15 protein-coding genes are annotated in these 22800 nt (G+C 68.4%); 7 read left to right on the top strand and 8 right to left on the bottom strand.

Going from position 1 to position 22800, the window contains the following annotated elements; translation table 11 throughout:
- The first annotated feature begins 53 nt into the window (after positions 1-53).
- From EWH70_RS13945 to EWH70_RS13935, 3 genes are read left to right on the top strand one after another with little or no spacing between them, the layout of a single operon-like run.
- Positions 54-2048: an SDR family oxidoreductase gene (locus EWH70_RS13945; protein ID WP_130475775.1), complete on the top strand. Its 1995-nt coding sequence runs from the start codon at positions 54-56 to the stop codon at positions 2046-2048.
- 48 nt (positions 2049-2096) lie between these two features.
- The gene (locus EWH70_RS13940; protein ID WP_240686971.1) at positions 2097-3182 is read left to right on the top strand and encodes a coiled-coil domain-containing protein; all 1086 of its coding nucleotides are present in this window, start codon (positions 2097-2099) and stop codon (positions 3180-3182) included.
- Positions 3183-3232: 50 nt separating this feature from the next.
- Positions 3233-3601, top strand: a complete 369-nt coding sequence (locus EWH70_RS13935; RefSeq protein WP_130475774.1) for a MerR family transcriptional regulator — start codon at positions 3233-3235, stop codon at positions 3599-3601.
- Here the strand turns inward: EWH70_RS13935 and EWH70_RS13930 are convergent.
- Together EWH70_RS13930 and EWH70_RS13925 are read right to left on the bottom strand one after the other, a co-directional pair.
- Positions 3580-4902: a pyridoxal phosphate-dependent aminotransferase gene (locus EWH70_RS13930; protein WP_130475773.1), complete on the bottom strand. Its 1323-nt coding sequence runs from the start codon at positions 4900-4902 to the stop codon at positions 3580-3582. The genes EWH70_RS13935 and EWH70_RS13930 overlap by 22 nt on opposite strands.
- 70 nt (positions 4903-4972) lie before the next feature.
- Positions 4973-5587 carry a TetR/AcrR family transcriptional regulator C-terminal domain-containing protein gene (locus EWH70_RS13925; RefSeq protein WP_130475772.1) on the bottom strand — a complete coding sequence of 205 codons (615 nt, stop codon included), beginning with the start codon at positions 5585-5587 and terminating at the stop codon, positions 4973-4975.
- A 62-nt stretch (positions 5588-5649) separates the two neighbouring features.
- Between EWH70_RS13925 and EWH70_RS13920 the strand changes: the two genes are divergently transcribed.
- On the top strand, positions 5650-6039 hold the full coding sequence (locus EWH70_RS13920; protein WP_165436268.1) for a PPOX class F420-dependent oxidoreductase: 390 nt from the start codon (positions 5650-5652) through the stop codon (positions 6037-6039).
- Positions 6040-7126: 1087 nt separating this feature from the next.
- Here EWH70_RS13920 and EWH70_RS13915 read toward each other — a convergent pair.
- Positions 7127-8344 (bottom strand): cytochrome P450, encoded by a 1218-nt coding sequence (locus EWH70_RS13915; protein WP_130475770.1) that lies wholly within the window; start codon positions 8342-8344, stop codon positions 7127-7129.
- An 85-nt stretch (positions 8345-8429) separates the two neighbouring features.
- On the opposite strand from EWH70_RS13915, the gene EWH70_RS13910 reads away from it, so the two are divergent.
- Positions 8430-9068 carry a TetR/AcrR family transcriptional regulator gene (locus EWH70_RS13910; protein WP_130475769.1) on the top strand — a complete coding sequence of 213 codons (639 nt, stop codon included), beginning with the start codon at positions 8430-8432 and terminating at the stop codon, positions 9066-9068.
- Here the strand turns inward: EWH70_RS13910 and EWH70_RS13905 are convergent.
- Entirely contained in the window at positions 9004-9594 is a 591-nt protein-coding gene (locus EWH70_RS13905) for an NADPH-dependent F420 reductase (protein ID WP_130475768.1), read from the bottom strand. The two genes, EWH70_RS13910 and EWH70_RS13905, sit on opposite strands and share 65 nt — an antisense overlap.
- Before the next feature lie 62 nt (positions 9595-9656).
- Here EWH70_RS13905 and EWH70_RS13900 point away from each other — a divergent pair, with 62 nt between their 5' ends.
- The gene (locus tag EWH70_RS13900) at positions 9657-10013 is read left to right on the top strand and encodes a winged helix-turn-helix transcriptional regulator (protein ID WP_130475767.1); all 357 of its coding nucleotides are present in this window, start codon (positions 9657-9659) and stop codon (positions 10011-10013) included.
- Here EWH70_RS13900 and EWH70_RS13895 read toward each other — a convergent pair.
- Positions 9959-10813: an alpha/beta fold hydrolase gene (locus EWH70_RS13895; RefSeq protein WP_130475766.1), complete on the bottom strand. Its 855-nt coding sequence runs from the start codon at positions 10811-10813 to the stop codon at positions 9959-9961. The two genes, EWH70_RS13900 and EWH70_RS13895, sit on opposite strands and share 55 nt — an antisense overlap.
- 48 nt (positions 10814-10861) lie before the next feature.
- Between EWH70_RS13895 and EWH70_RS13890 the strand changes: the two genes are divergently transcribed.
- Positions 10862-11467, top strand: coding sequence for a TetR/AcrR family transcriptional regulator (locus tag EWH70_RS13890; protein ID WP_130475765.1), 606 nt, complete (start codon positions 10862-10864; stop codon positions 11465-11467).
- A gap of 760 nt (positions 11468-12227) precedes the next feature.
- Here EWH70_RS13890 and EWH70_RS13885 read toward each other — a convergent pair.
- From EWH70_RS13885 to EWH70_RS13875, 3 genes are all read right to left on the bottom strand, one after another.
- Positions 12228-12707, bottom strand: coding sequence for a hypothetical protein (locus tag EWH70_RS13885; protein ID WP_130475764.1), 480 nt, complete (start codon positions 12705-12707; stop codon positions 12228-12230).
- 2 nt (positions 12708-12709) lie between these two features.
- Entirely contained in the window at positions 12710-19468 is a 6759-nt protein-coding gene (locus EWH70_RS13880; RefSeq protein ID WP_130475763.1) for an RHS repeat-associated core domain-containing protein, read from the bottom strand.
- A 64-nt stretch (positions 19469-19532) separates the two neighbouring features.
- Positions 19533-22790: a LamG-like jellyroll fold domain-containing protein gene (locus EWH70_RS13875; protein WP_130475762.1), complete on the bottom strand. Its 3258-nt coding sequence runs from the start codon at positions 22788-22790 to the stop codon at positions 19533-19535.
- Positions 22791-22800 lie beyond the last annotated feature (10 nt).

Here is a 22800-nt window from a genome sequence, read left to right as displayed (position 1 = left end):
ATGGTGGCACAATGCCCGTGGGTTCCGCGGGCGACACAAGAGCAGGAGATGCCATGGCCACCTTCCTCGTGACCGGTGCGACTGGCCTGATCGGCCGCCACTTCACCCGGCTGCTGCTCGAACGGGAGGACATCGAGCGGGTCACGCTGCTGGTGCGCGACGCGTCCAGGGACCGGCTGACCGCGATGGTCGCCCAGTGGCCGAACCCGGACCGCGTCGAACTGCTCTCCGGCGACCTCGGTGAACCCGGGCTCGGCGTCACCGACGCGGACCGGGAGGCGCTGCGCGGCAACGTCGACCACCTGGTGCACCTGGCCGCCCTCTACGACATCACCGCCGACGACGAGGACAGCGTCCGGGCCAACGTCGAGGGCACGCAGCACGTGATCGACCTGGCCCGGGACGTCCGGGCGGGCTGCCTGCACCACGTGTCGTCGGTCGCCGTCGCCGGTGACTACGCCGGGGTGTTCACCGAGGAGATGTTCGACGTCGGGCAGCGCCTGCCGACGCCGTACCACCGGACGAAGTTCGAGGCCGAACGGCTGGTGCGCGAGCAGCACGACGTGCCGACGCGGATCTACCGCCCGGCCATCGTCGTCGGCAACTCGCAGACCGGCGAGATGGACAAGATCGACGGGCCGTACTACCTGTTCCCGGCGATCAGCAAGCTCACGTCGGTGCCCAGCCTGCCGCTGGTCGGCCCGGACATCGGCGACACCAACGTGGTGCCGGTGGACTACGTCGCCGAGTCGCTGCTGGCGCTGGCGCTCAAGCCGGGCCTGGACGGGCAGGTGTTCCACCTGGTCAGCCCGGAGCCGCAGCCGGTCACCGACGTCTACAACGCCTTCGCCAAGGCCGCCGGGGCGCCGACGATCACGGTCGAACTGGACGAGCGGGTCTCGCGTGGCGTCGTCGGCCTGCTCAAGCTCACCGAGCACATCCCCGGCGTCACCATCGCCCGCGACGCGGTGCTGGAGCGGCTGGGGATTCCGCCGGTGCTGCTGGACAACCTGACGTTCCCTTCGGTGTTCTCGACGGCGAGTACCCGCAAGACGCTGGCCGGATCGGGAATCGAGCTGCCGCGGCTGGAGGACTACGCGCCGGTGCTGTGGCGGTACTGGCGCGAACACCTCGACCCGTTCCGCGCCCGCAAGCACGGTCCGCGGGGTGAGCTGGACGGCCGCAGGGTGATCATCACCGGCGCGTCGTCGGGCATCGGGCGGGCCACCGCGCTGAAGGTCGCGGCCGAGGGCGGTGTCCCGCTGCTGGTGGCGCGCCGGCAGCACGAGCTGGAGGAGGTCCGCGACGAGATCATCGCCGCGGGCGGTCACGCGGCCGTCTACCCCGCCGACCTGACCGACGAGGAGTCGGTGCACAAGGCCGTTGACGCGATGATCGCCGAGCACGGGCGGATCGACATGCTGGTCAACAACGCCGGCCGGTCCATCCGCCGGTCGATCCGGCTGTCCTACGACCGCTTCCACGACTACGAGCGCGCGATGGCGATCAACTACTTCGGCGCGGTGCGGCTGATCCTCGCGGTGCTGCCGCACATGTCGGAGCGCAAGTTCGGGCACATCGTCAACGTGTCGTCGATCGGTGTGCAGGGCATCGCGCCGCGGTTCTCCGCGTACGCCGCGTCGAAGGCGGCACTGGACTACTTCGCCCGCATCGCGGCGACCGAGACGCACGGCGACGGGATCACGTTCACCACGATCCACATGCCGCTGGTGCGCACGCCGATGATCCGGCCGACCAAGATCTACGACGCGTTCCCGACGAAGTCGCCCGAACAGGCCGCCGACATGGTGGTCAAGGCGTTGAAGAAGCGGCCCAAGCACATCGGCACGCCGATCGGGCAGGCCATCGGGCTGGCGTACACGCTCACCCCGACGCTCACCGACGCCGTGGCCTACCAGGGGTTCCGGATCTTCCCGGACTCGGCCGCGGCCGGCGGCACCGACCGGATCAAGCTGGGCCGCGGCGAACGGCATCTCTCCCGCGCGGCGACGGCGCTGGCGAAGCTGACCCGCGGCTTCCACTGGTAAACACGTACCTGTACACGGTCGCGACGAGTACGGAGGTAACGTCGGCCCATGGCTTCCGAGCGAGACAACGGTCTGCTTCCCCTTCGCCGGGACTTCGGCCAGGCGTGGCACGGGTTCGACCGCGGCCAGATCATGCAGTACCTCGACCATGTCGAGGGGCATGTCCGGCGGATCATGGCGGACCGTGATTCCGCGATGGCGCAGGCCAGCACGCTGTCGCGGGAGCTGGAGAACTCGCGGCGGGAGATCGGCAACCTGCGGGCGCGGGTCGAGGAGCTGAAGAAGCCGCCGGAGCGGATCGAGGACCTCGACGAGCGCATGCAGCGCACGGTGCAGCTCGCGCACGCGCAGGCCGAGGAGATCACCAAGCGTGCGCAGATCGCCGCGGAGCAGCACTGGACGTCGACCACCGAGGCCGCGGACACGCTGCGTGAGCGGTACTCGAAGATGATCGCCGAGGTCGACAAGCAGGCCGAGGCCATCCAGCGGGAGCAGCGGGCCGCACTGGAGGCGACCCGTTCGGAGGTCCAGCGGCTCACCGTCGACGCCGTGCGGCACCGGGAGCAGCAGGACGCCGAGGCGGAGCGCAAGCGCCGGTCGATCGAGCACGAGTTCGACGCGAAGATGGCCGCCGAGAAGGCCGCGCTGGACAAGCACATCGCCGACCAGCGCACGGCCAGCAAGCAGCAGGCCGAGCGCAGGCTGGCCGAGGCCACCGCCGAGGCGAAGCGGCTGGTGGACGAGGCGACGGCCAAGGCCCGCAAGCTGGTCGAGGAGGCCACGGTGAAGTCGGCCTCGCTCGTCGACGAGGCCACCGCGGACGCCAAGCGCCGCACCACCGAGGCCGATCAGCACGTCGAGCGGCTGACGAAGCTGCGGGAGCAGGCCCGGGCCCGGCTGCAGGAGGCACGCGAGGTGCTGGCCCGCAACGAGGACGCACTGGAACCGCCGGAGGAGGAGTCGGAGGTCGACACCAGCCCGGCCAAGCAGGAGGTGCCGCCCGCGCCTGCCCCGCTGGCGACGGCGGTCCCGGCCGACCCCGCCGGTGCCCCGACGATCCCGGCGGCCCCGCTGCCCAGCCCCAAGGCCCGCGACGGCAAGCCCAACCCCCTGGTGAAACCGGCCGCCAACTAACCGCGCGGTTTGGGGCATGTGGACGGTGCGTGCGGGCTAGGGTGTCCGCCATGCGAATCGGTGAGCTCTCGCAGCGGGCCGGCGTCAGCGTGCGTTCGCTGCGGTACTACGAGGAGGAGGGCCTCCTCAGCCCCGACCGCGACGAGAACGGTTACCGCCGGTTCACCGAGCGTGATGTCGCCACGGTGACGCAGATCCAGCTCTTCTACTCCGCCGGGCTGCGCAGCAGCCGGATCGCTGAGCTGCTCCCCTGTGTGGCGGGAGTCGAGGACCACGTCGTTCCGTCAGCGGGCCTGGCCGAAGACCTCGAACAGGCCCGCCACCGCCTACGCGGCCAGATCGCCGATCTACGAACCTCGCTCGACATCGTCGACCGCGTACTCGCGGCGGCCGCGCTTCAGCGCGCCGGCATGTCGTAGCGGAAACCCGCGCGCGCCAGCCGAACCAGCCCCTCGTCGATCCGCCTCGGCTCCGGCCCGAGGTACATCCGCATGGCGGGCAACGGTTTCGCGCCCGTCGAGTACGGCCAGGGCCACGCCGGTGCGAACAACACACCCGTCTCGGCGAAGCAGTCGTCGCGGAACCGTTCGCAGCCGTCGGGCAGTTCGGCGTACGCCCTCGGCAGTTCGAACATCAGGTACGACGTGCACTCCCCCGGGTACACGCCGTCCGGGAACCCCAGCAGCTCCCGGAACAGCCGGTCCACCTGACGACGCTTGTCCGCGTAGCCGACCCGTTGCACGGCAAGGAAAGCCGCCGACGCCGGGTCGGCGAGCCAGCCCGCCATCGCCTCCTGGTGCACGCCGCCGTACATCAGGCCGGAGTGCAGCCGGTACCGGTTCACCAGCAGGTCCAGCACGTCCGGCGCGGCGACGAGCGCGCCGATTCCCCAGCCGTTGCAGTGGAACTGCTTGCCCAGCGACCGTACGCACAGCCATCGCCGCGCGGCCGCGGCCGGCGCGCCGGGCAGCCGTTCCAGCAGCAGCGCTAGCGCCGACGTGGGCTCGACCTCCGGGTCGTGAACGGCGAAGTACGCGTCGTCGAGCAGCAATCCGGCGCCGGTCGCCAGCGCCAGGTCGATCAGGGTGCCGGTGAACTCCGGGGACCAGTTGACCGCCGTCGGGTTGTGCTGGGTGTTGACCACGACGAGCGCCAGTTTCTGGTCCGCCGACATGGCGATCTCGGTGGCCAGCCTGCCAAATGCGGCGGCGTCCGGCCGGAACCCGTCCGCAGGGTCGAGCACGCCGTACCGCACCTGGTAGCCCAGCGCGCCGAACACGCCCTCGTAGTCCCAGCTCGGCCCGGCCGCCAGCACGACCGGCTGCCGGTTGTCGCCGCGGTCCTCGTCGAGCAGGTAGCGGCCGAAGTCGAACATCGCGCTGCGGGTTCCGGTCCAGGTCGCCGCGACCTGGAAGTCCTTGCCCGGCACGGCGGCGCCGGGCACCCGCTGGCCGGTGACGACGTGCTCCAGGATCGCGCGGCGCAGCGCGGGCAGCCCGTACATGGACAGCTGATACCCGTGCGCGGCCGGGCGGTTCGCGTCGACGTGGGCCACCAGTCCCGGCGGAACCTGGTTCCACGTCTCGCCGAAGCTGAAACAGAGCGGATCACCGTGCGGGCAGCCGTCGGCGAGGTAGTCGCGGATGAGCCGGACGTCGGGCATGCGGCTGGGCAGAAGGTCGTCCATGACCAGCGCGGCGAAGTTCTGCTGTGCGTTCATGTGCTTTCCACACGAGACGCCCTCGCGACGGGTTCAAGCCCCACGGCACGGCAACGCCGTTGGACCAATGTCAGGGTTCGCGGCGTACCGCCACGACGCCGGCCAGGACCAGCTCCAGGCCGAACTCGTAGTAGTCCTCCGGGTCGTCGCACACGCTCAGCGGTTTCGCCGCCGCGACCAGGTACGGGTATTCCTGGGCCGACACCTCCTCCGGCAGTCCGCGGGCCGGCGTGCCACCGGGTTCGTCGGTCACCAGCCCGATCACGGTCCGCAGGACGTGCCTCGTGACGCTGACCGCCCGCTCGGGGGCAAACCCCGCCCGGTCGAGTACACCCAGGACCGCGTCCAGTACACGCAGCAGCGGCGCGGACGGTTCGATCCGGCCGGCGAGCAGGCCGGTCGCCCAGCGATGCCGGCGCAGCACCCGCACGACCGACCAGAGCAGTTCACGAAGCCCGGCGGTCCACTCGTCCACGTCGCCGGGGAGATCGACCGAGCCGAGGACGCGTTCGGCCAGCGCGGACAGCAGCTGGTCCTTGTCGCGGAAGTGCCAGTAGAGGGCCATCGGCGTGACGCCCAGCAGGTCGGCCACCCGGCGCAGGGTGACCGCGTCCAGTCCCTCGGCGTCGGCGAGTTCCATCGCCCGGTCGACCACGGCGTCCCGGCTCAGTCCCCTGCGCACCACGATCCCGACCCTATACGGTGTACAGTTCAGCCAGAACTATACGTCGTATAGGGAGGCTGCCCGTGGCCCGACGCGATGATCCGAACGGCGACCGATTCTTCGCGCTGCGTACGTTCCGCCGCGACGGCAGCGCGGTGTCCACCCCGATCTGGCTGGCACCGGCCGACGGTCGCTGGTACGGCTACACGCCGGGCCGTTCGGCCAAGGTCCGGCGACTCCGCCGCGATCCCCGCGTGGAGGTGGCCGGCTCCGACTTCGACGGCAACCCGGCACAGCCCTGGCGTACCGGCACGGCACGCCTGCTGACGGGACGGGAGCTGCGGACCGCGAAACGTGCGCTGACGGCCAAGTACGGCAACGCGTTCCGGTTCTTCGTGCTCGTCACGCTGGCGGGATCCGTCCGGCGCAACGGCGGGCGCGCGGTCGGTCTGGAGATCACACTGGACGGATGACGACCGCGCGGCTGTTCCGCCGGTGGCTGCCCACCGCGCTCGGGTCGTCCATGCTCGTCGTCGAGATACCGCTGGTCTACGCGGCCGTCGCCCGCGGCCTCGACGGTGGCAGCGCACTGGCCGCGATGGGGATGTGCCTTTCGCTGCTGGTCGTGGTCAACACCCCCGCGCTGGCGCTGACCCCGCTGGTCGTCGCCGCACCGGAACACGGCGGGTTACGCCGCTGGTCCTGGCTCACCGGCCTGGCCGGAACGGCCGTGCTGCTGACACTCGCGCTCACCCCCGTCCCGACCGTCCTCTTCGGACTCGACACCACCCTCGCCGGGCACGTCAGCGACGGCCTGCTCGGCCTCGCCGTCAACCCGCTCGGCGTAGCGCTGCGCAGGCTGCTGCACGGCCGGTGCATCGTCGCGGGCCGGACCGCGGCGATCACCGTGGCCGCGGTGGTCCGCATCGCCGGTTCCGGTGGACTGGCCTGGGTCGCGGTAACACTGATCCCCGAACGGGCCGCGCTGGCCGGCGGCCTGGCACTGACCGCGGGCGCGTTGCTGGAGACCGTGCTGCTCCTGCCTGCCGTCCGGCGTCTGCCCACGCCCCGGCCGCTGCCGGACCGGCGACTGCGGTGGCTCGCCGGCAGGCACGCGCACCTGTCGTCGACCCGGCTGCTGGCGATGGTACCGATGCTGGTCACCACCGTGGGCATCGCGCACTCAGCCGACCCGCTGCCGTCGCTGGTGGTCTGGCCGGCGTTGTACGAGCTGACGATGCTGTTCGTCTCGCCGACCACGGACTGGGAGTCGGTCAGCGGAGCCGAGTTGCGGCAGCATCCCCGTTCCGCCACGGTCCGCTGGCTCACCGGCTGGCTGGCCGCGGGCTTCACCGCGGCGTTCGCCGTAGTGTTGTTCAGCGACCTGGCGCGCGTCTACCTGGTCGACCTGCTGGCCGTCGCGGAGGGACCGGCCACGCTGGGACTGCGCTGGGCCCCGGTGCTGCTGGCCATGCCGGCGCTCTGGGTGCTGCGAGCCCAGTTACACGGCGTGCTGATCGCCGCGGGTGCGACATCACGGCTCGTCTACGCCAGCGCCGCTCACGTCGTCGTCCTGGTGACCGCTGTCGCGGTGGCGTCCACCACGGCGTTGCCCGGCGTGGCCGGCGCCGGGCTGGCACTGGTGGCCGGGCTCGCCGTCGACGTGGTGGTCACCGGCACCGCGGCCGGTCCCGCGTCGAGGCTGCCCTGATTCCACTCCAGGCCGGCGACCGGTCCGCTCAGCGACAGGCCGGGTAGCTCCGCCAGGACCCGCAGCGCGACGGCGACTTCCATCCGGGCCAGCGCGGCCCCGAGGCAGTGGTGCGGCCCCCTGCCGAACGCGATGTGCCTGCCGTCGGCACGCCCCGGCACGACGGCGTCCGGATCGGCGAAGTGGCCCGGGTCGCGGTTGGCCGCGCCCAGCCTGCACAACACCCGCTCGCCCGCCCGGATGGTGACCCCGGCCAGTTCGACGTCCTCGCGCGCCCACCGCGGGAAGACCTCGCCGATCACGCCGATCTGCAGCCGGACGATTTCTTCGACGACCGCCGCCACCTCCGCGTCGCCCGCCGTGGCCAGCGGCGCCAGCCTGCCCTCGGCGAGCAGCATGACGGCGCCGACCGCGATGGCGTTGGTGGCCGTCAGGTAACCGGCGGCGAGGATCGACAGCACCAGGATGGTCAGCTCATGATCGCCCAGTCCACTGTGGAGCAAAGTGCTGATGAGGTCGTCGCCGAGCCGTTCGCGTTTCGCGGCGACGAGCTCGTCGATGTAGGCGGCGAAGGCCAGCCACGCCTGAGCGTCGCCGGTGGTGAAGTCCGCCGAACCGGCCGCGTCGGCGAGGCTCCGGAAACGATCGCGTTCGGCGATGTCGACGCCGAGCAGCTCGGCGATCACGCCGATCGCCAGCGGGGCGGCGAAGTCCGCCACCAGGTCGGCCGACGGCGGCAGCGCCCCGGCCAGCTCCTCGGCCAGTTGCCGGACGCGGGGGCGCAGCTGTTCGATCCGGCCGGGCGTGAAGGCGCCACCGACCAGGCGGCGCAGCCGGCGGTGGCCGTCGCCGTCCTGCAGCAGCGTGCCCTCGCCGCCCCCGCCGGGCGGGTTCACGCCGAACCGGTCGTCGCCGAGCACGGCGACCACGGCGTTGTAGGACGTCACCAGCCAGACCGCCGAGCCGTCCTCGGCACGGACCCTGGCGACGGGTTCCCGTGCCCGTAGCTCGGCGTAGGCGGGTGGCGGGCGCAGCGGATCGGGCCGTTCGAACGGCATGGTTCGCATGATCGGTCACCTCACAGGACTTTATGCGTTACAGTCGTAACGTAACAGCTTGTCCATTACAGACGCAATGTGAAACCATGGGACGGTGCCGAAACTGGTCGACCACCACGAGCGCCGCACCCGGATCGCCGACGCCCTGTTCCAGGTAGCGGCGACCGACGGAATCGAGGCCGTCAGCCTGCGCCACGTCGCCGCGGCCGCCGGCGTGACGACCGGGATGGTGCAGCACTACTTCCGCACGAAGGAGGAGATGCTGCTGTTCGCGCTGGACGTGATCGGCGAACGCGTCCAGGCCCGCGTGGAGGCGTCGACGGCACGCGGGACCGGCGCGATGCTGCGGGAGCTGCTCGTCCAGCAACTGCCCTTCGACGAACCGCGGCGTGCCGAACTGCGGGTCGCGCTGGCGTTCCAGGCCTACGCGGTCCGTAGCCCGGCGATCGCCGCCCGGCTACGTGAGGGCCACGAGCGGCTGCGGGACGTGGTGGCGGGCCAGATCCGGCAGGCGCAGGCGGCCGGTGAGGCTTCGAGGACCCTCGATCCGCACGCGAGTGCGACCGGGCTCGTCGCACTGGTCGAGGGCCTCGGCGGTCTCGCGGCCAGCGGCTCGCTCGGGCCGGAGGAGGCGCTGGCCGCGTTCGACGCCCACCTGAGCACGCTGTTCAGGCAGGCAGCGGCGGGAGCACCGCCTGCGCGTCCTCGCCGGCGAACCACAGGCCGATCATGAACGCCGCCGTCGCCTCCAGCAGTCCGATCCGGTCCAGGCCACCGGCGTCGACCGGCCGGCAGCCGAGGTCCTCGACCAGGGGAGCCACCACGTCGACCGCGTCACCACACAGCGGAACCGACAGCGGCCGCCCGCCGAACACGGGTGGGGTCATCCGCCAGACGTCGACGTGACACAAGTTGAAGGCCTTGACGACGCGTGCCCCCGGCGCGGCGTCGGCCACCGAGATCCGGTCGTCCGTGAGCCGCCCGTGCTCCACGGGATTCGTGCAGTCGATCACCACCCGACCCTGGAGCGGTACGGCCGCCAGCACGGAACGCAGTGCCGCGTGCGGTACGGCGAGCAGCACGACGTCGGCCGCGCCCGCGGCCTCCGCGAGCGTGCCCGCCCGGGCGCCGATCCGCTGAGCGAGGTCGGCCGCGCGGCCGGGGTCGCGCCCGCCGATCGTGACGTCGTGGCCGCGTCGCGCCCACTGCCCGCCGAGGGCGTCGGCCATGTTGCCGGTGCCGAGAATGCCTATCCGCATCGTGTCTCCTGACGTGGTTCGATGGCTACGTCAGCGACGGTAGGCAGGGCGGTGGTTACCAGATGGTTCCCGGAGATGAGCTACTGGCGGACTGCCGGGCGCGGCTCGCGCTCGATCTGTTGAGCAACACCTGGAACGGCGTGGTGCTTTGGGCGTTGCGATCCGGGCCGGTCTCGCACAGCCGGTTGCGCACGCGGATCGGCGGCATCAGCGCGAAAGTGCTGACCGAGACGTTGCGGCGGCTCGAGTTCAACGGCCTCGTCACCGGCCGGTACGAGCTGACCCCGCTCGGCGCGAGCCTGTTGGGCCCGATCGAGTCACTCGGGCGGTGGGCAGACGAACACGGCGACGAGGTGCTGCGGGCTCAGGATGCCGTGCTGAGCCAGTCCCGCAGTACCCCGGCGGTGCGTTCCGGCTGATCCTCGGCGGTGTAGGTGTAGGAGTCGCCGATCGTGCGCAGGTCGGCGCCCAGCAGCGTCGCGTACTCGCGGGCGCTGGCCAGCGGGAACACGTGGTCGTCGGCCGCCCAGGCACACAGCATCGGCAGCGTGGACCCGCGCAGCCGCTCGGCGGCCTCGCGGACGTAGCGGATGTCGACCGCGCCGATGGCCTTGCGCCCGTCGGCGCGGATCGCAGCGTCGGTCAGCACCGGGCGGAGGTAGCCGCGCATCACCTCGGCGTCGATCGGATACTTGGCGAGCCAGCCGTAGGTGTTGGGCAAGCGCCACGTCAGCCGGGATCGCAGTGGCTGGTAGAGCAGCCGGTGTGTCAGCGGGTGCCTGGCCGCGGCTTTCAGGATGCCGAATGATCCATGGGTCGGCGGCCAGGTGCACCATGGCGTCTCGCAGGAGTTCAGCACCAGCCGGCCGATTCGTTCCGGCCGGGTCGCGGCGGCTAGCTGGCTGTAGGCGCCGCCGGAGTCGTTGCCGACCAGGGTGACGTCGTGCAGGTCCAGCGCGTCGAGCAGGTCGGTGATCATCCCGGCGATCCCCGGCGGGGAAAGGTCCGCGCCGGGTCGCATCGGCACGGCGTGTGAGCCGAGCGGCCAGTCCGGCGCGATGCAGCGGAACTGCCCGGACAGCAGCGGCACCAGCTTGCGCCAGAGATCGGCGTTGACCAGGTAGCCGTGCACGAACACGAGCACCGGCCCGTCGCCCGAGTCGTGGTAGCGCAGTGGGCCCGACGGTAGCTCCACTTCTTGCAACCGTTGCAAGAACATGCCGGTACGCTAACAGCAGTCGTGCAACGATTGCAAGAAGGGACGGCTGTGGACCCCCGCAAGGAACGGACCATCACCGCGCTGCTCCGCGCGGCCGAGGAGGTCTTCCGGGAACGCCCGGTCGCCGACGTGACCGTCGACGAGATCGCGACGCGGGCAGGCGTCGCCGTCGGCTCGATCTACAACCACTTCGGTTCCAAGGCCGGCTTGCACGCGGCGGTCGTCGAGCGCGCGCTGGAGGCCGACCGCGACCACATGGACCGCGCCTACACCTCCGACCGGACGCCGCTCCAGCAGATCTACGCGGCGGCCGACGAGTACCTGGCGTTCTACCTGGCCAACCCCGACTACTTCCGGATGCTCGCGTTCCCCACCGGCCCCGGTCAGTACCCGGCAGGCCAGGAGCTGGCCGAGCGACTGGCCCGTTCGGTCAGCGAGCAGAACGAACGGCTCACGATGGCGCTGCGGCGTGGGATCGCCGCCGGAGAGCTCCGCGACGTGAACGTCGAGGACGTCACCACCGTGCTGTGGGCGGCATGGAACGGCATCATCAGCCTCGGCTGGCGCCCGGACGAGCTGCGCCGCGGCGAGGCCGAGCTACGCAGGCTACTCACCGTGGCAACGGACGTCGTCGCCACCGGACTGCTCCGATGACCGAGCGGGAACGCCTGGCGCGAACTCGCCCGGCAACCGCCCAATCAGGCGATCTCTCAGGTCTGTGTAGACGGAATTTTCCAGAATGGACGGGTGCTTCACACCGAAAGTCAGCCATGACCTCGTCACGTCGACCGCAGCTGCTCACTCGGCTTCAATGGCGACGTGATCTCCGACATCGTCAAGGAGGCCGCGTAACCCTCTTCCGACACAACCGGCGCATCTGGGGTCAGCGAACAGAATGTCACGGACCCGGTGAATACGGCCGAGTCATACAACGTCGGTAATACCGTTACGTACGCGTTGAAACTTTCAACGATGCCCGCCCTGCGAAGTAGATACAGGGCTTTCCAAGCAAATGCCAGACCCCTTCGGAAAACTAGGCGATGGTGCCCGTCAAGACCCTCCGGAAGGTCACCGTCAGGAATTCCTCGCCCATTAACAGGCAGTTCCCGATGCACTTGACGAGTTAACGTTTCAAAAGCGCCATGATAAGTTTTATGAAGTTCCCTCAGCAGGACGGCGCCGCTCACGATCACCCATCCTGCCTCGATAAGCTGGCCATAACCTTCCGGAAGATCCCTCGCCTTGCATGCCCCACAGGCGTGCGTGCAGTTTTGGCAGGCCTACTGGAGTTCAAACACCAAGCAAACTCTCTCAGCGCAGTTCCAATAACCGTCGCTATTGCACCAGTCTGCCCGTACTTTGAGTAGACCGTCGACGAGACGTGCACTGTTTCAACTACGGCGCCCTAGTAGCATCATGCACCGCGCAATAATTTTACACTTACTACCAGGTCCGCAAAATCGGCCTCCCCGATGCCATCGCTGCAGTTTAGGCGCCAATGATCTTCTTCAAGAGTTTCTATCCGAATACCAGCATAACGAAGACCGGCGTCAATACCACCACCTCTTCTTTCCCATGCATTGTACACGACCACCTCGGCTGGCACCCTGTTGCTAATAGGTCCTTCTATGAACTTTGGCGAATTGTCTGCCCAGAGAACCATGCGGGCAGCTGCGACGCCATTAATAGTGAACTTCCCCTTCGTTGTAGCCACGCAGAGCGCCTGCCTAGGAAAATTGATATAACGCTCGAACGAAATCTGTATTTTAGCCCCGGCTGCCACCTCCGGGATACACAAACGTAAGTAAACATCAACGCCGTCGACAGATATAACATCCGAGCGCTCTCGAACAAATCGATCGCCAAACGTTAGCGGCAGATCATTCGGATCCATGCCTATCCGCTCCCAAGATGACGATGCGGGTCGATGTTGGCGTGATCTTCGGGCCACCTAGGGGTAACAAGTTGTCCGCCAGCACGAGCCGGAATCGGTTCATGACTCAACTCCATAGACTCTACCTTACCTGTCACGGGGTTATTGCGCTGAGGAGCGCGTCCGCGCTGCATGCGCGCGACATTCGCTTCACCATACTGGTCTGCGACTGCAGGCTCAGCGGCTTCATTTTTCCAGAAGCGGGCGCGAACCGTCGACCATGCTGGTTCCTTTCCAGAAGCCGTCGGAGAGAACACGTCGTCTCCGCATTTCCAGCCAGCGTTGTGTACGAGCAGGTCGCCTTCAGGAACGGCCACGTGATAGGTACGGAGCCCGGCGATTGTCAGGTTGTATACCGTACGTGACGATCGCGATCTGTTTACCGTATCAATGGACACCCAGGATCCGGCTGCAGTCCGCAGCATAGTTCCAGAAGTCAACTCCGACGCACGAGCCCACTTCCTAGTTTCCGGAAGCCAGAAGGGATGTCCTTCCGTCGCCGTCACCGTACCCGCCTGGGACAATAATGGCGAGGGCGGAAACATGGAGATCTCAACCAGGTCTTTCATGCCCTCACTGACTATGGTGCCAACAACCTTTCGGGGCCCCGCGACACCAACTGTCGGATCGTCAGCCCAGACGCTTTCCCCCAATAAGATAGTTTCAATAGGTTTTCGACTTCCGTCGGCCATCAATACGAGCGTTCCAGCAGCGAAGCTATTGACACTGCATGCCGAACCCATCGCGTTCTCAGCCGCGGCAACCGCATCCTGAACCCCACTGAGGCGTCTTCGTGCCGCGGCGACCTTGTCCGCCCATTTGAAGCCTTCGACGATCGCGTCGAAGATGCGGCCGACGGCACCGAGCGCCTTGCCCAGCTTGCCCAACGGGATCAGGCCGATGATCGCACCGGCACAGGCCCACATGTCACCACCGGAGACGCAGTCCTTGATGTCGTTCACACCGGTGACGTCACCGAGGATGTCCGGCAGCTGCTCGACGACCTTGTCGAACCAACCGTCCTTGGACGCGGCGACCTTGCGCAGCTCCTCGTACTCCTGCTCACTGATGCCGGCATTCGCCAGCCCCTGCTGACGAGCCGCGGCCTGGCGGGCGCGCCAGAGCTTGCGTTCCCTTTCCGCCTTGAGGAAACGACCGATGACCGCGCGGCTGTACTTCTTTTTCTTCATCCAATAGACGCGGGTCTCGGTGTACGTGGAACTCTGCATCGCCAGACCGGTGCCGCAGAGGATTCCGTCCGGACCGCACGAGTTGGAGAAGGCGAGCCCCGTCGGGTCGGAGAAGGTCACCGGCGAGTTGTTGGCGTAGGCGTAGCCATGTGCCCGCTGCGGCTCGACGGTGTCCATCACCGGATCGACCGAGATGAACCTCCCGGTCTCCGCCTCGTACTCCCGCGCACCGACGTGAGTCAGGCCCGAAGAGTCCTTCACCCCACCGACGAACCCCTTGTCATCCGGCCACGACTGCGGCTGTGGGCCACGAGGCAGACCGAACGGATCATGGAAACGTCGCGTGATCGGCAGGTCCGGCTTGTCCGCGATGGTCGCCACCGTCGTACCCTGGTGATCCCCGAAGAGCAACGTCACGCCACCGACCGACGACCTCATCGCCACCGCGGAGCCACCGTGGGTGTAGTACCGCTTCCCGGTCACTTCCCGCTTGGCGGTGTCCAGCGTCAGTTCCATCCCGGGCAGGTACAGCACGGCCAGTCCGGGCTCACGCTTGAGCAGACGCTGCCCATCCGCGTCATAGACGTGCGTCGTCTCGGCGCCGTTGGGATGCGTGATCTTGGCCAGGTGGCCCTCGCTGTCCCAGTCGAGCTTCTGGGTGTCACCGGCGATCATGCGGGTGGCCGTGTTGCCCGCGGGGTCGTAGGTGTACTCGTCGCGTGCCGTTCCGGTCGGGCCGGAACGGGTGATGGCACGCAGTGCGTGTGGCTGCGGCTGATCACCCTTGGGGTACTCGTAGTTGTAGGTGGTGTCACCCTGCGCTGTGTGATCGGTCTTGCTGAGGCGGTTGCCTGCCTTGTCGTAGGTGTAGTCGTGCCAATAGGGCGCACTGCCGCCGATGTTGGCGGTGGTCGGCTGCACCGAGCAGTCGCCGCCGGCCGGCGTGAACGCACTGGTCATGCGCCGCAGGTAGTCGTAGCGGAAGCACTGGGTGTCGACCGGCCCCGTGTGCGGGGTGTCGGCCACGCGGGTGATGTTGCCAGCCGGGTCGTAGCTGAAGGCGCGATTGAACACGCGCGAGCTGACGCTGCTGTTGCGGCTGACCTGGGTCTCAGTTACACGGCGGGTGGCCTCGTCGTAGTTGTGACCGATCCACGCGACGTTGGTCTTGTTGCCGACCGTGAGCCGTAGCGTCTCGCCGGCGAAGGAGTACATGTGCTCGCGCGCGTACTCCTGCAGGCCAACGGTCTCGGTGGGCAGGCCCAGGTCGTTGTAGCTGTGGAAGATGTTCTCGGCCGGCAGCCCACCCGCGGCAGGCTGGGTGGTGGATGACACCAGATCGGAGACGGCCTTGTAGTTGGTGCCGAAGACATACTCGCCGGCGAGGCCGCCCTCCTCGGCCGGGATGGTGACCTTGCTCGACTTCACCCGGTTCATCACGTCGAACTCGAGCACCGAGCGGGTATAGGCCCGGCCGCCGGCGTAGCGGGTACTCGACGTCTGCTGGCCGTAGCGCTTGGTCTTGCCGTCGTGCAGGGTGTCATAGGTCCACTCGGCGAGCTTCGGTCCGCCCACCGGCCCGTCGAACGTCGCGGTCTTGCGGTCGAGTTCGTCGTAACTGGTCGATACGACACGACCACGCGCGTCCGTTGTGGACACCAGCCGGTCAAACTGATCGTAGGCGTAGGTGGTGACGCCCTTGTCCGGATCGTGGTCGCTGACCTTCCGGCCCAGTGCGTCATAGGTGTAGCGCCAGGTCGCGCCGGTGGGGCCGGTGAAGGATTCGAGCTGTCCCTTGCGGTTGTAGACGTTGGTGGTGACGTCGTACGGCCCGGTGGCGGTACTGCCGTGGTACTGCCTGCGCTCGACGGCCTTACCCTGCGCGTTGGAGATCACCGTGCTCGGTGTCTCGCCCTGCGGTGGCGTGATGTGGATGCGGTCCCCACCGTAGGCCGTTGTGGTCCGCCATTTCTCGATGTTGAGGCTTCGCAGGATCGTGGCCGTGGGCCGGGACAGCGCGTCGAACTCGGTGACCGTCTGGTTCGGAACGGCCCAGTCGGTGACACCGTGCAATGCCTCGCTGACCGGCTGGTCGTTGTAGTACGCGGCGTTGGTCTTGTATGCCTGGCCGCGGGAGTCGTACCAGGTGTCGGTAAGCACACGGCCGCTCTTCACGCCGGGCGTCTGGGTCTGCCGTTCCCGCAGCATTCCGTCGTACAGGGTGACGCTGGTCGTGTAGTTCAGCCCGTCGTCCCGGAGCGACTTACTGGTGACGACGGTCGGCGCGTCAGTGCGGTACTTGTAGGCGTACTCCTTGACCGGCTTGGCCGGGTTGGCCTGCTTGGTCCAGTTCGGTGTCCATGCTTTGACCAGCCGGCCCAGCGGGTCGTAGACGGCGTCGCTGCGTTCCTGGTTGGCTCCGACCTCCGCGAGGATGCTGTTACGTGCCGGATCGAACTCGGTGACGGTGACGTGGCCGAGCGCGTTGGTGTTGGTGACCGTGGTCGGCAGTCCGGTGGCCGGGGTGTAGGCCACGGTCGACTTGCGCCCGGCCGGGTCAGACCGTTCCTTAACCCGCCCGTACTCGTCGTAGACGGTGTTGCCGACCAGTTGGTAACGCGCACCGTCCCATCGGTCGGTCGCGGTCGCGTCACCTCGGGTCGGCCCCTCGCCATGTGCCTTGCCGTCGTAGTAGGTGCGGACGTCGGACAGCACGTCGACGTCGGCCCCCTGGCCGGCCGAGCAGGGCAGCGCCACCTCACGTACGCGGGAGACGTATGTCAGCATCCATGCCCCGGGGTTGCGGGCATAGCTGGTGCGCGAGCACTTCTCGTCGCCGGTGACCGCCGTGTCGCCCGCGTCGTCGACCTGCTCCACGACGCCGTCGCCGTTGTAGCTGTGGGTGACTTGCGTGCGGCGCCAGCTACCGTTCTCCAACAGCGTCCGGCCACGGGCGGCGCCGGTGTCGAGCCGGAACGCCTTGTCCTCGCCGTTGGTGGCGGTGGGTCCGTGCAACCACGGGTCGGTGATCGACGCGGACAGGACCTTGTCACCGGCGTACTGCAGGGTCTCCCTGGTGAAACCGGCGAGCCTGGGATGGTCCTCCAGCTTTCCGCCCTCGGCATCGGTCACCCAGACGTCCCGGGTCCCACCGTTCGGCAACTTGTCGCCATCCATGCCGCGCATGTACAGGGATTCGCTGATCGACTGGGTCGTGCCGGGCTCACCGGTGATCGTGCGCACCTTCGCGTACCCACGCCAGGCCGACCAGGTCCGGTGTTCGGGTTTGCCGAGTTCGTTCTCGTCGAAGTGCCAGGCGCCCTTGTTCTCCGGGTATTCGTAGGCCGTTTTCAGCAGCGACGCCCCACCTGTGCGGGAATCATCGGTGACCGCCGTGACCACGTACTTGTGGAACCAGTCGAAGATCGGCTTCTGCCCGTTCTCCGGCACCCACCAGGTCGGGTAGCAGCGCATGGTGTTGTGCTCGGGGTTCGCCGGCATGCGGTCGGCGCGGCGGCAGTCTTTGTCCGAGTACTTGACCTCGGTGTACCCACCGGATTCGGTGTGGATGACGTTGAGCCGGAACCGGGTCAGCGGTGGCAGGTTGTCCACCGCGTCGACGCGGTTGGGCATCGGCACGCCGCCGAACCTGATCGGCGGCATCGCCTCGTAGCCGCCGACGTGTCCGGCGCGCGTGATGCTGCCCAGCCACATCGCCGGTGACAGACCGTCGCCCTGCTCCGCCGGCGGAAAATGCTGGGACAGCGACCAGGTGTCGACCGACCGCCAGCCGCTGCCGTCGGCCACCTGAGTGGTGACGGTGACCAGGCGCTTACGGGAGAAGAATGACGGCGAGGTGCGGTACTCACAGGTCTTGCCGGCGTCACAGATCTGGTCGAAGGGGACGTCCGGCCAGCTCTTGGCGGTGTCCTTGTTCAGTTGCTCGGGCGCACAGGTGATGGTCCCGCTGGGGAGGCAGCGTTCGGCCGTGGTGAACGCGATCCGTGCGGGCGCATGGGCGAAGTAGTTGTCGCTGCGCAGGCCGTATTCGATACGCCGGACCTGTCCGGCCCGGACGTATGGGGTGGCCGCACTTGCGGTCTTGTTGCGGCCGTAGTGGTTGATCTCCTTGTTGTAGTAGTACGTGATCACGTTGCCACGCGGATCAACCGTGTAGTCGAGGTTCCACCGCCATGCCTGCTGACACCACGAGTCGGCGTACGCCGGCTTGTTACACGGTTCGCCGGCGTGGTTACCGAACACCGGGGCGGTCCACGTCGACTCGGTCAACGGCTTCTTGTCGGCCCAGCCGGGAAGCCGGTTGACACCGAGAACGTGCTGAGTTCCGTCCGGTGTGGTGACCCGCCAGTGCTCGCCGTTGTCATCGCCGTTCACCGCACCGTACAGCTTCTCGATACGGGACCCGTCGTCGTTCTTCGGCCGCCAGGCGTCGGATCCGGCTACGCGCACCAGTTCGGTGGACACGCCGGCCAGCACCATGGTCGCGTTGTCGGTGGCCCAGCAGCGGTCGCCAGTCTCGGTGTTTCCCTGGTTTCCGCCCAGGTCCTCGGTACACGGCTTGTACTGCCGCTCGATGTAACCGCCTACGCTGAACTCCCAGCCGTCGCCCACGATCGACGCCTGGTTGTTGGTCGAACTGGTCCTGCCATCCATCGCACCGGACGAATAGCCGAGCGAAATCGAAGGTGCCTTTTCACCGGGAACCGGCGGAACCGCGAACGGGTAGCTGTAGGTGAAATCGCCGCTGGAGCCGCCCGCCGACCACTTGCCCGAGGGAGCCAGCGAGGTGGCCTTGAACGTGCCACCTGATCCGGCCGGCGCCGCCGCGACGGCGAACACCGCCGGCCCTTCCGCCAGGGAGGCACTGGCGGACACGTGCTTGGCGGCAAGATTGTTGTCGGTCTCGACCGGCGTCCCGGTGCGACACTCCGCCTTGTCCGGCGTGGCCACCGCACATGCCGGGTAGCGAACCAGGCCGAGCCGGGAAGCGAAGTCTCCACCGTAAGCCTGCGCGTAACCGCCGTAGTCGACCCGGACGGCCAGCGGCGCCTGTGCTGCCGCGGCTCGCGTGCCCGGTTCACTCAGCTGGAACAGCGTGCCCGCGATACCGAGGCGTTCGGACAGATCCTGGCCGTACGTCTCGACCCGCACCCGGCCCTGCGGTCCGGGCGCCGCACTGACCTTGACCGCGTCGGCCGTCGTGCGGCCGATGGACACCGGCAGGTCACCCGCCCTACGGAACTCCGCGGCCCCCGCCGTGTGCACCGCGCGCGCCGGCTCCGGTGGAACGACGTCGACCTCGGCGCTGCCGGCCGCGGGCCAACGCGCCTCGGGCGGCGACACGGTGCCTCGCTTGTCGGTCTCGCTCACCGGCGCGTCTGGCACCGGGACCGGACCACCGGGTACGGACTTGTCCGCCTGGACAGGAGGCGGGTCGCCCTTCACCTGGGCCACGGCCTCGGTTCCCACGGTGACCAACGACACCAGCATCGATGCCGACAGCGCGAACACTCCGGCGCGTCTGGCTACACGACGAAACCGCACAGGGTTTTCCTTTCAGGAAAGCGGAAACGGCTCAACGCCGCGCTAGCTCACGAATGCCGTCGGCGGTGGGGACGCCGGAGAACAGGCGGACGTCGTCGACGGATCCGTACCAGTCGTCCGACGGCACCCCCGTCCAGATGCCTCGTCCGATCAGCAGGTCACCTGATCCGTTCCAACCGGTAACGCCGGCTGTCTTGCCGGCCAGCTCGCCATTGACGTAGAGACGTGCCTCGCGGAGTGCGGTGTCGTAGACGCCGGTGAGGTGGACCCAGGTACCGGTCGTCGCGGCCGCGGGGCTCACGGCGGGTGTGCCGCATGCCTGCGTCGGTGAGCAGGAGACCAGCATTCCCCACTTACCCGTCTCGCCGCGGTAGCCGAGCAGGAACGGTGAGAACTTCGGATCGCCGAGGCTCACCACCGCCCGGCTGTGCTGGTCGAGTGTGTCCGCGCGCACCCAGGCCGACACCGTGTAGGACTTGTCGGTCCGCATCGCAGGGCGCGGTCCTGACACGTAGGCGCGGGACGACAGCGGCGCCAGCTGGAGACGGACCGCCGTGCTGCCCGGTTCGGTCACCCAGCTCACCTCACCGTGCAACGTTGCCCGCGCGCCGGTTACCGAGTCCACGGTGGAGGTTCCGCTGCCTTCATCCAGCGCGTACCGGGCACGCGGTACCACCTGGTTCGCCAGCAACGCCGCCTCCGCCGGAACGAGTGCCCGCTGGTAGACACGCACCTCGTCAACCGCACCCTGGAACTGGTCCTGCCGTCTGCCGTTCCACTGCGCGGCACCGACCAGGAACGATCCGGCGGCATTCCAGTTCGACCTGTGACCGACCTGGGACTCCCGGCGGCCGTCGACATACAACCGGAGGGTTCCCTCACCCGCGTCGTAGACGCCGGTGAGGTGCGTCCACACGCCGGGTTGCACCGGCGTCGTCGAAACGGCTCTCGAATGTGGCTGCCCGCCTCCGTCGGCATCAGCGCCGAACATCGAGAACGACCACTTGCCGTCCACCGTGGTCTGCAGCTGGAACCCACTGGTCCGGTTGCCGTCCTGGGACACCACGGACGACCACCGCCCGGTTCGGTCCGCCCTCGCCCATGCGGAGACCGCGAACGTCTTCGTCGTGTCCACGGCGGCGGCTTGCTCCAGCCACTGGGTGGCACCGTCCAGCTGCGTGGCACGGTCCTCGTAACCGGTGACGAAGCCGGGCGCGGCGACCGCTGTCAGATGGCGCCCGCCGGGTCCGGCATCGGTGCCGTCACCGTTGAACCGCCAGTGCCCCACCAACCCAGGGGTCAGCGGTTCACGATCCTCGACCTCGAATCGATAGCCGACGACGGGCGACAGGTTCCCGGCTCGGTCCACCGACCGAACCCAGAGCGTCTGGGGGCCCGACACGCTCGGCGTGAAGCGGATGGTCGCATCGCCACCCAACGCCGGCGGGTCTACCCGTGTCGCCGGGACGCCGACCTCCTTCTCGGTCACCGTGTACAGGTAGTGGTGCACGTCAGCCGTGCCGTTCGCCTTCACGGTGAACGCCCCGGTGACTCCGGGACCGCCGACAGCGACACCGGGCGGGAAGTCGGCCGAGGACACGGCAGGCTCGCCCGGCACCACCGTGTCTACCTCGAACTCGCAGGTCGGCGAGTAGGACACGAGTTCGTAGTCGCCCGACCACAGCCACCAGGTGTAGATACCGTCCGCGGGCACGACGCCCGGGTCGACCCGCACCTCGGCGAAAGAGCCCGAGGGCACGTTTCCGGTGTACTTGTTGTTGCCGTCCCAGGTCGCCCCGCCCGACGGTCCGCGCAACACGCGGAATCCGGCGTCCATCATGCCGCCGTCCGGATCGGACAGCCGGGCGCGCAGCCGTGGCGTCTTGGTGGCGATGACCGGCCGGTTGGGGCCGATGGTGCAGCCGAACAGGCCGCCCTCGATCGACATTTCCGCTGGGACGTTCGGTGTCGAGTTGTACCGGACCTCCAGCACCGGGTTCAGATCGAACCTGCGCCACGACGCCGTGTCGGACTCGTTGGCGGCCTTCAGCATCAGGGTCACGGACGCCCAGTGCCCCGCCGCTCCGTCACGTACCGCGCCGGTGACGTCGAAGTCGGCTCCCCCGTCGCTCGGGCAGTAAGCGGCGTTGTTGGACCGGTTGTTGCTGGCCAGCCAGCGGGTCCACCCAGGCTGGTTGCGCCAGGTCGTACCGGCGTGGATGCCACCGACCAGCCAGACGTCCGTCGGTCCACCGGAACAGGAATGCGAATGCCGCACCCGGGTGCGCAGAGTCGCTCCCTTGATCACCGTTCCCCGTACCCGGGTCAGGTTCATCTCCATGTACGAGCGGGACGTACCGGAGCCGTCGGTGGCCCGGCCGGCCTTCAGATCGATGAGGTCGCCGGCGTTGACGTCGTAGTTTCGAGCGTCGGGGTGCCCGCTCTGGACAACCGCGTGATGGTTCTTCAGGCCTGCCCAGTGGTACTCGGGATCGATGTAGACCGGGTAAGTCGTCGCCGGGTCCGCCAGGAAGGCTTCGTCCGGCCGCACCGCGACGGTGTCCGCGCTGACATCGACCTCCATCGACGCCCGGCGACTACCCTCGCCCGGTGCGACGGCCAGCCCATCGTGGTCACCTGACGCGGTCGAGTCCCACATCCGTGAAGCGTCCCCGCGGAAGACCGTGCGACCGGCAGCGTCCCGGACCTGCAAGCCCGGCTCACCGTCGACGAACCCCTCTCGCACTGAGGCGTTCCGCAGATGCGAGCCGAATGCGATCGTGTCCAGCAGCGGGTTGCGGGCGGCCTCCGGCGTCTTCACGACCAGCACCTGGTGGAAGCCCAGCACCGAGGCCGTGACCACCAGGTCGACGCCTGGCAGGACCTCGGCATACCTCGCGGAGGCGCCGTCGAGTGCCGGCTCAGGCAAGGTCCCTGGCCAGCGGAGACCGACCTCGTAACCCTCTCTGGCAGCCACGACCAGGGGTGACTCCGCGCCTCCACCCGAGAGGCGGAGGTCCACGGCCGCGGCGACGGGTGCCACCGACCCGTCACCCTGCCTGCGCAGGGTCAGGTCGACCGGCCGCCACGTGCCGTCGCGTAGAACCCGCTCAGGCTGTGCGCTCTGTCGCCAGGTGACCGTGCCGTCGGGGTTCGCCGAAACCTCGTCGGTCTCCGTGGTGCGGCTGGCGATCTTGACCGGACTTCCCTGCTCCCGAGCCGCGGTCAGGGCAGCCGTCGCGTCAGCCGCCTCCGTCACCGGCTGTCGCGCCGCCGCTGCCGGCGTCATCAAGCTGAGC

It is taken from the genome of Amycolatopsis suaedae (genome assembly GCF_004214935.1).
GTDB lineage: Bacteria > Actinomycetota > Actinomycetes > Mycobacteriales > Pseudonocardiaceae > Amycolatopsis > Amycolatopsis suaedae.
Note: the sequence above shows the minus strand (reverse complement) of the source record. Positions and strands in the feature narration are given on the sequence as shown.

Bases quoted from the DNA above. Each gene is read 5' to 3' on its own strand.
- EWH70_RS13945 (WP_130475775.1), top strand. From the start codon at position 54: ATGGCCACCTTCCTCGTGACCGGTGCGACTGGCCTGATCGGCCGCCAC.
- EWH70_RS13940 (WP_240686971.1), top strand. From the start codon at position 2,097: ATGGCTTCCGAGCGAGACAACGGTCTGCTTCCCCTTCGCCGGGACTTC.
- EWH70_RS13935 (WP_130475774.1), top strand. From the start codon at position 3,233: ATGCGAATCGGTGAGCTCTCGCAGCGGGCCGGCGTCAGCGTGCGTTCG.
- EWH70_RS13930 (WP_130475773.1), bottom strand. From the start codon at position 4,902: ATGAACGCACAGCAGAACTTCGCCGCGCTGGTCATGGACGACCTTCTG.
- EWH70_RS13915 (WP_130475770.1), bottom strand. From the start codon at position 8,344: ATGCGAACCATGCCGTTCGAACGGCCCGATCCGCTGCGCCCGCCACCC.
- EWH70_RS13905 (WP_130475768.1), bottom strand. From the start codon at position 9,594: ATGCGGATAGGCATTCTCGGCACCGGCAACATGGCCGACGCCCTCGGC.
- EWH70_RS13900 (WP_130475767.1), top strand. From the start codon at position 9,657: ATGGTTCCCGGAGATGAGCTACTGGCGGACTGCCGGGCGCGGCTCGCG.
- EWH70_RS13895 (WP_130475766.1), bottom strand. From the start codon at position 10,813: ATGTTCTTGCAACGGTTGCAAGAAGTGGAGCTACCGTCGGGCCCACTG.
- EWH70_RS13885 (WP_130475764.1), bottom strand. From the start codon at position 12,707: ATGGATCCGAATGATCTGCCGCTAACGTTTGGCGATCGATTTGTTCGA.
- EWH70_RS13875 (WP_130475762.1), bottom strand. From the start codon at position 22,790: ATGACGCCGGCAGCGGCGGCGCGACAGCCGGTGACGGAGGCGGCTGAC.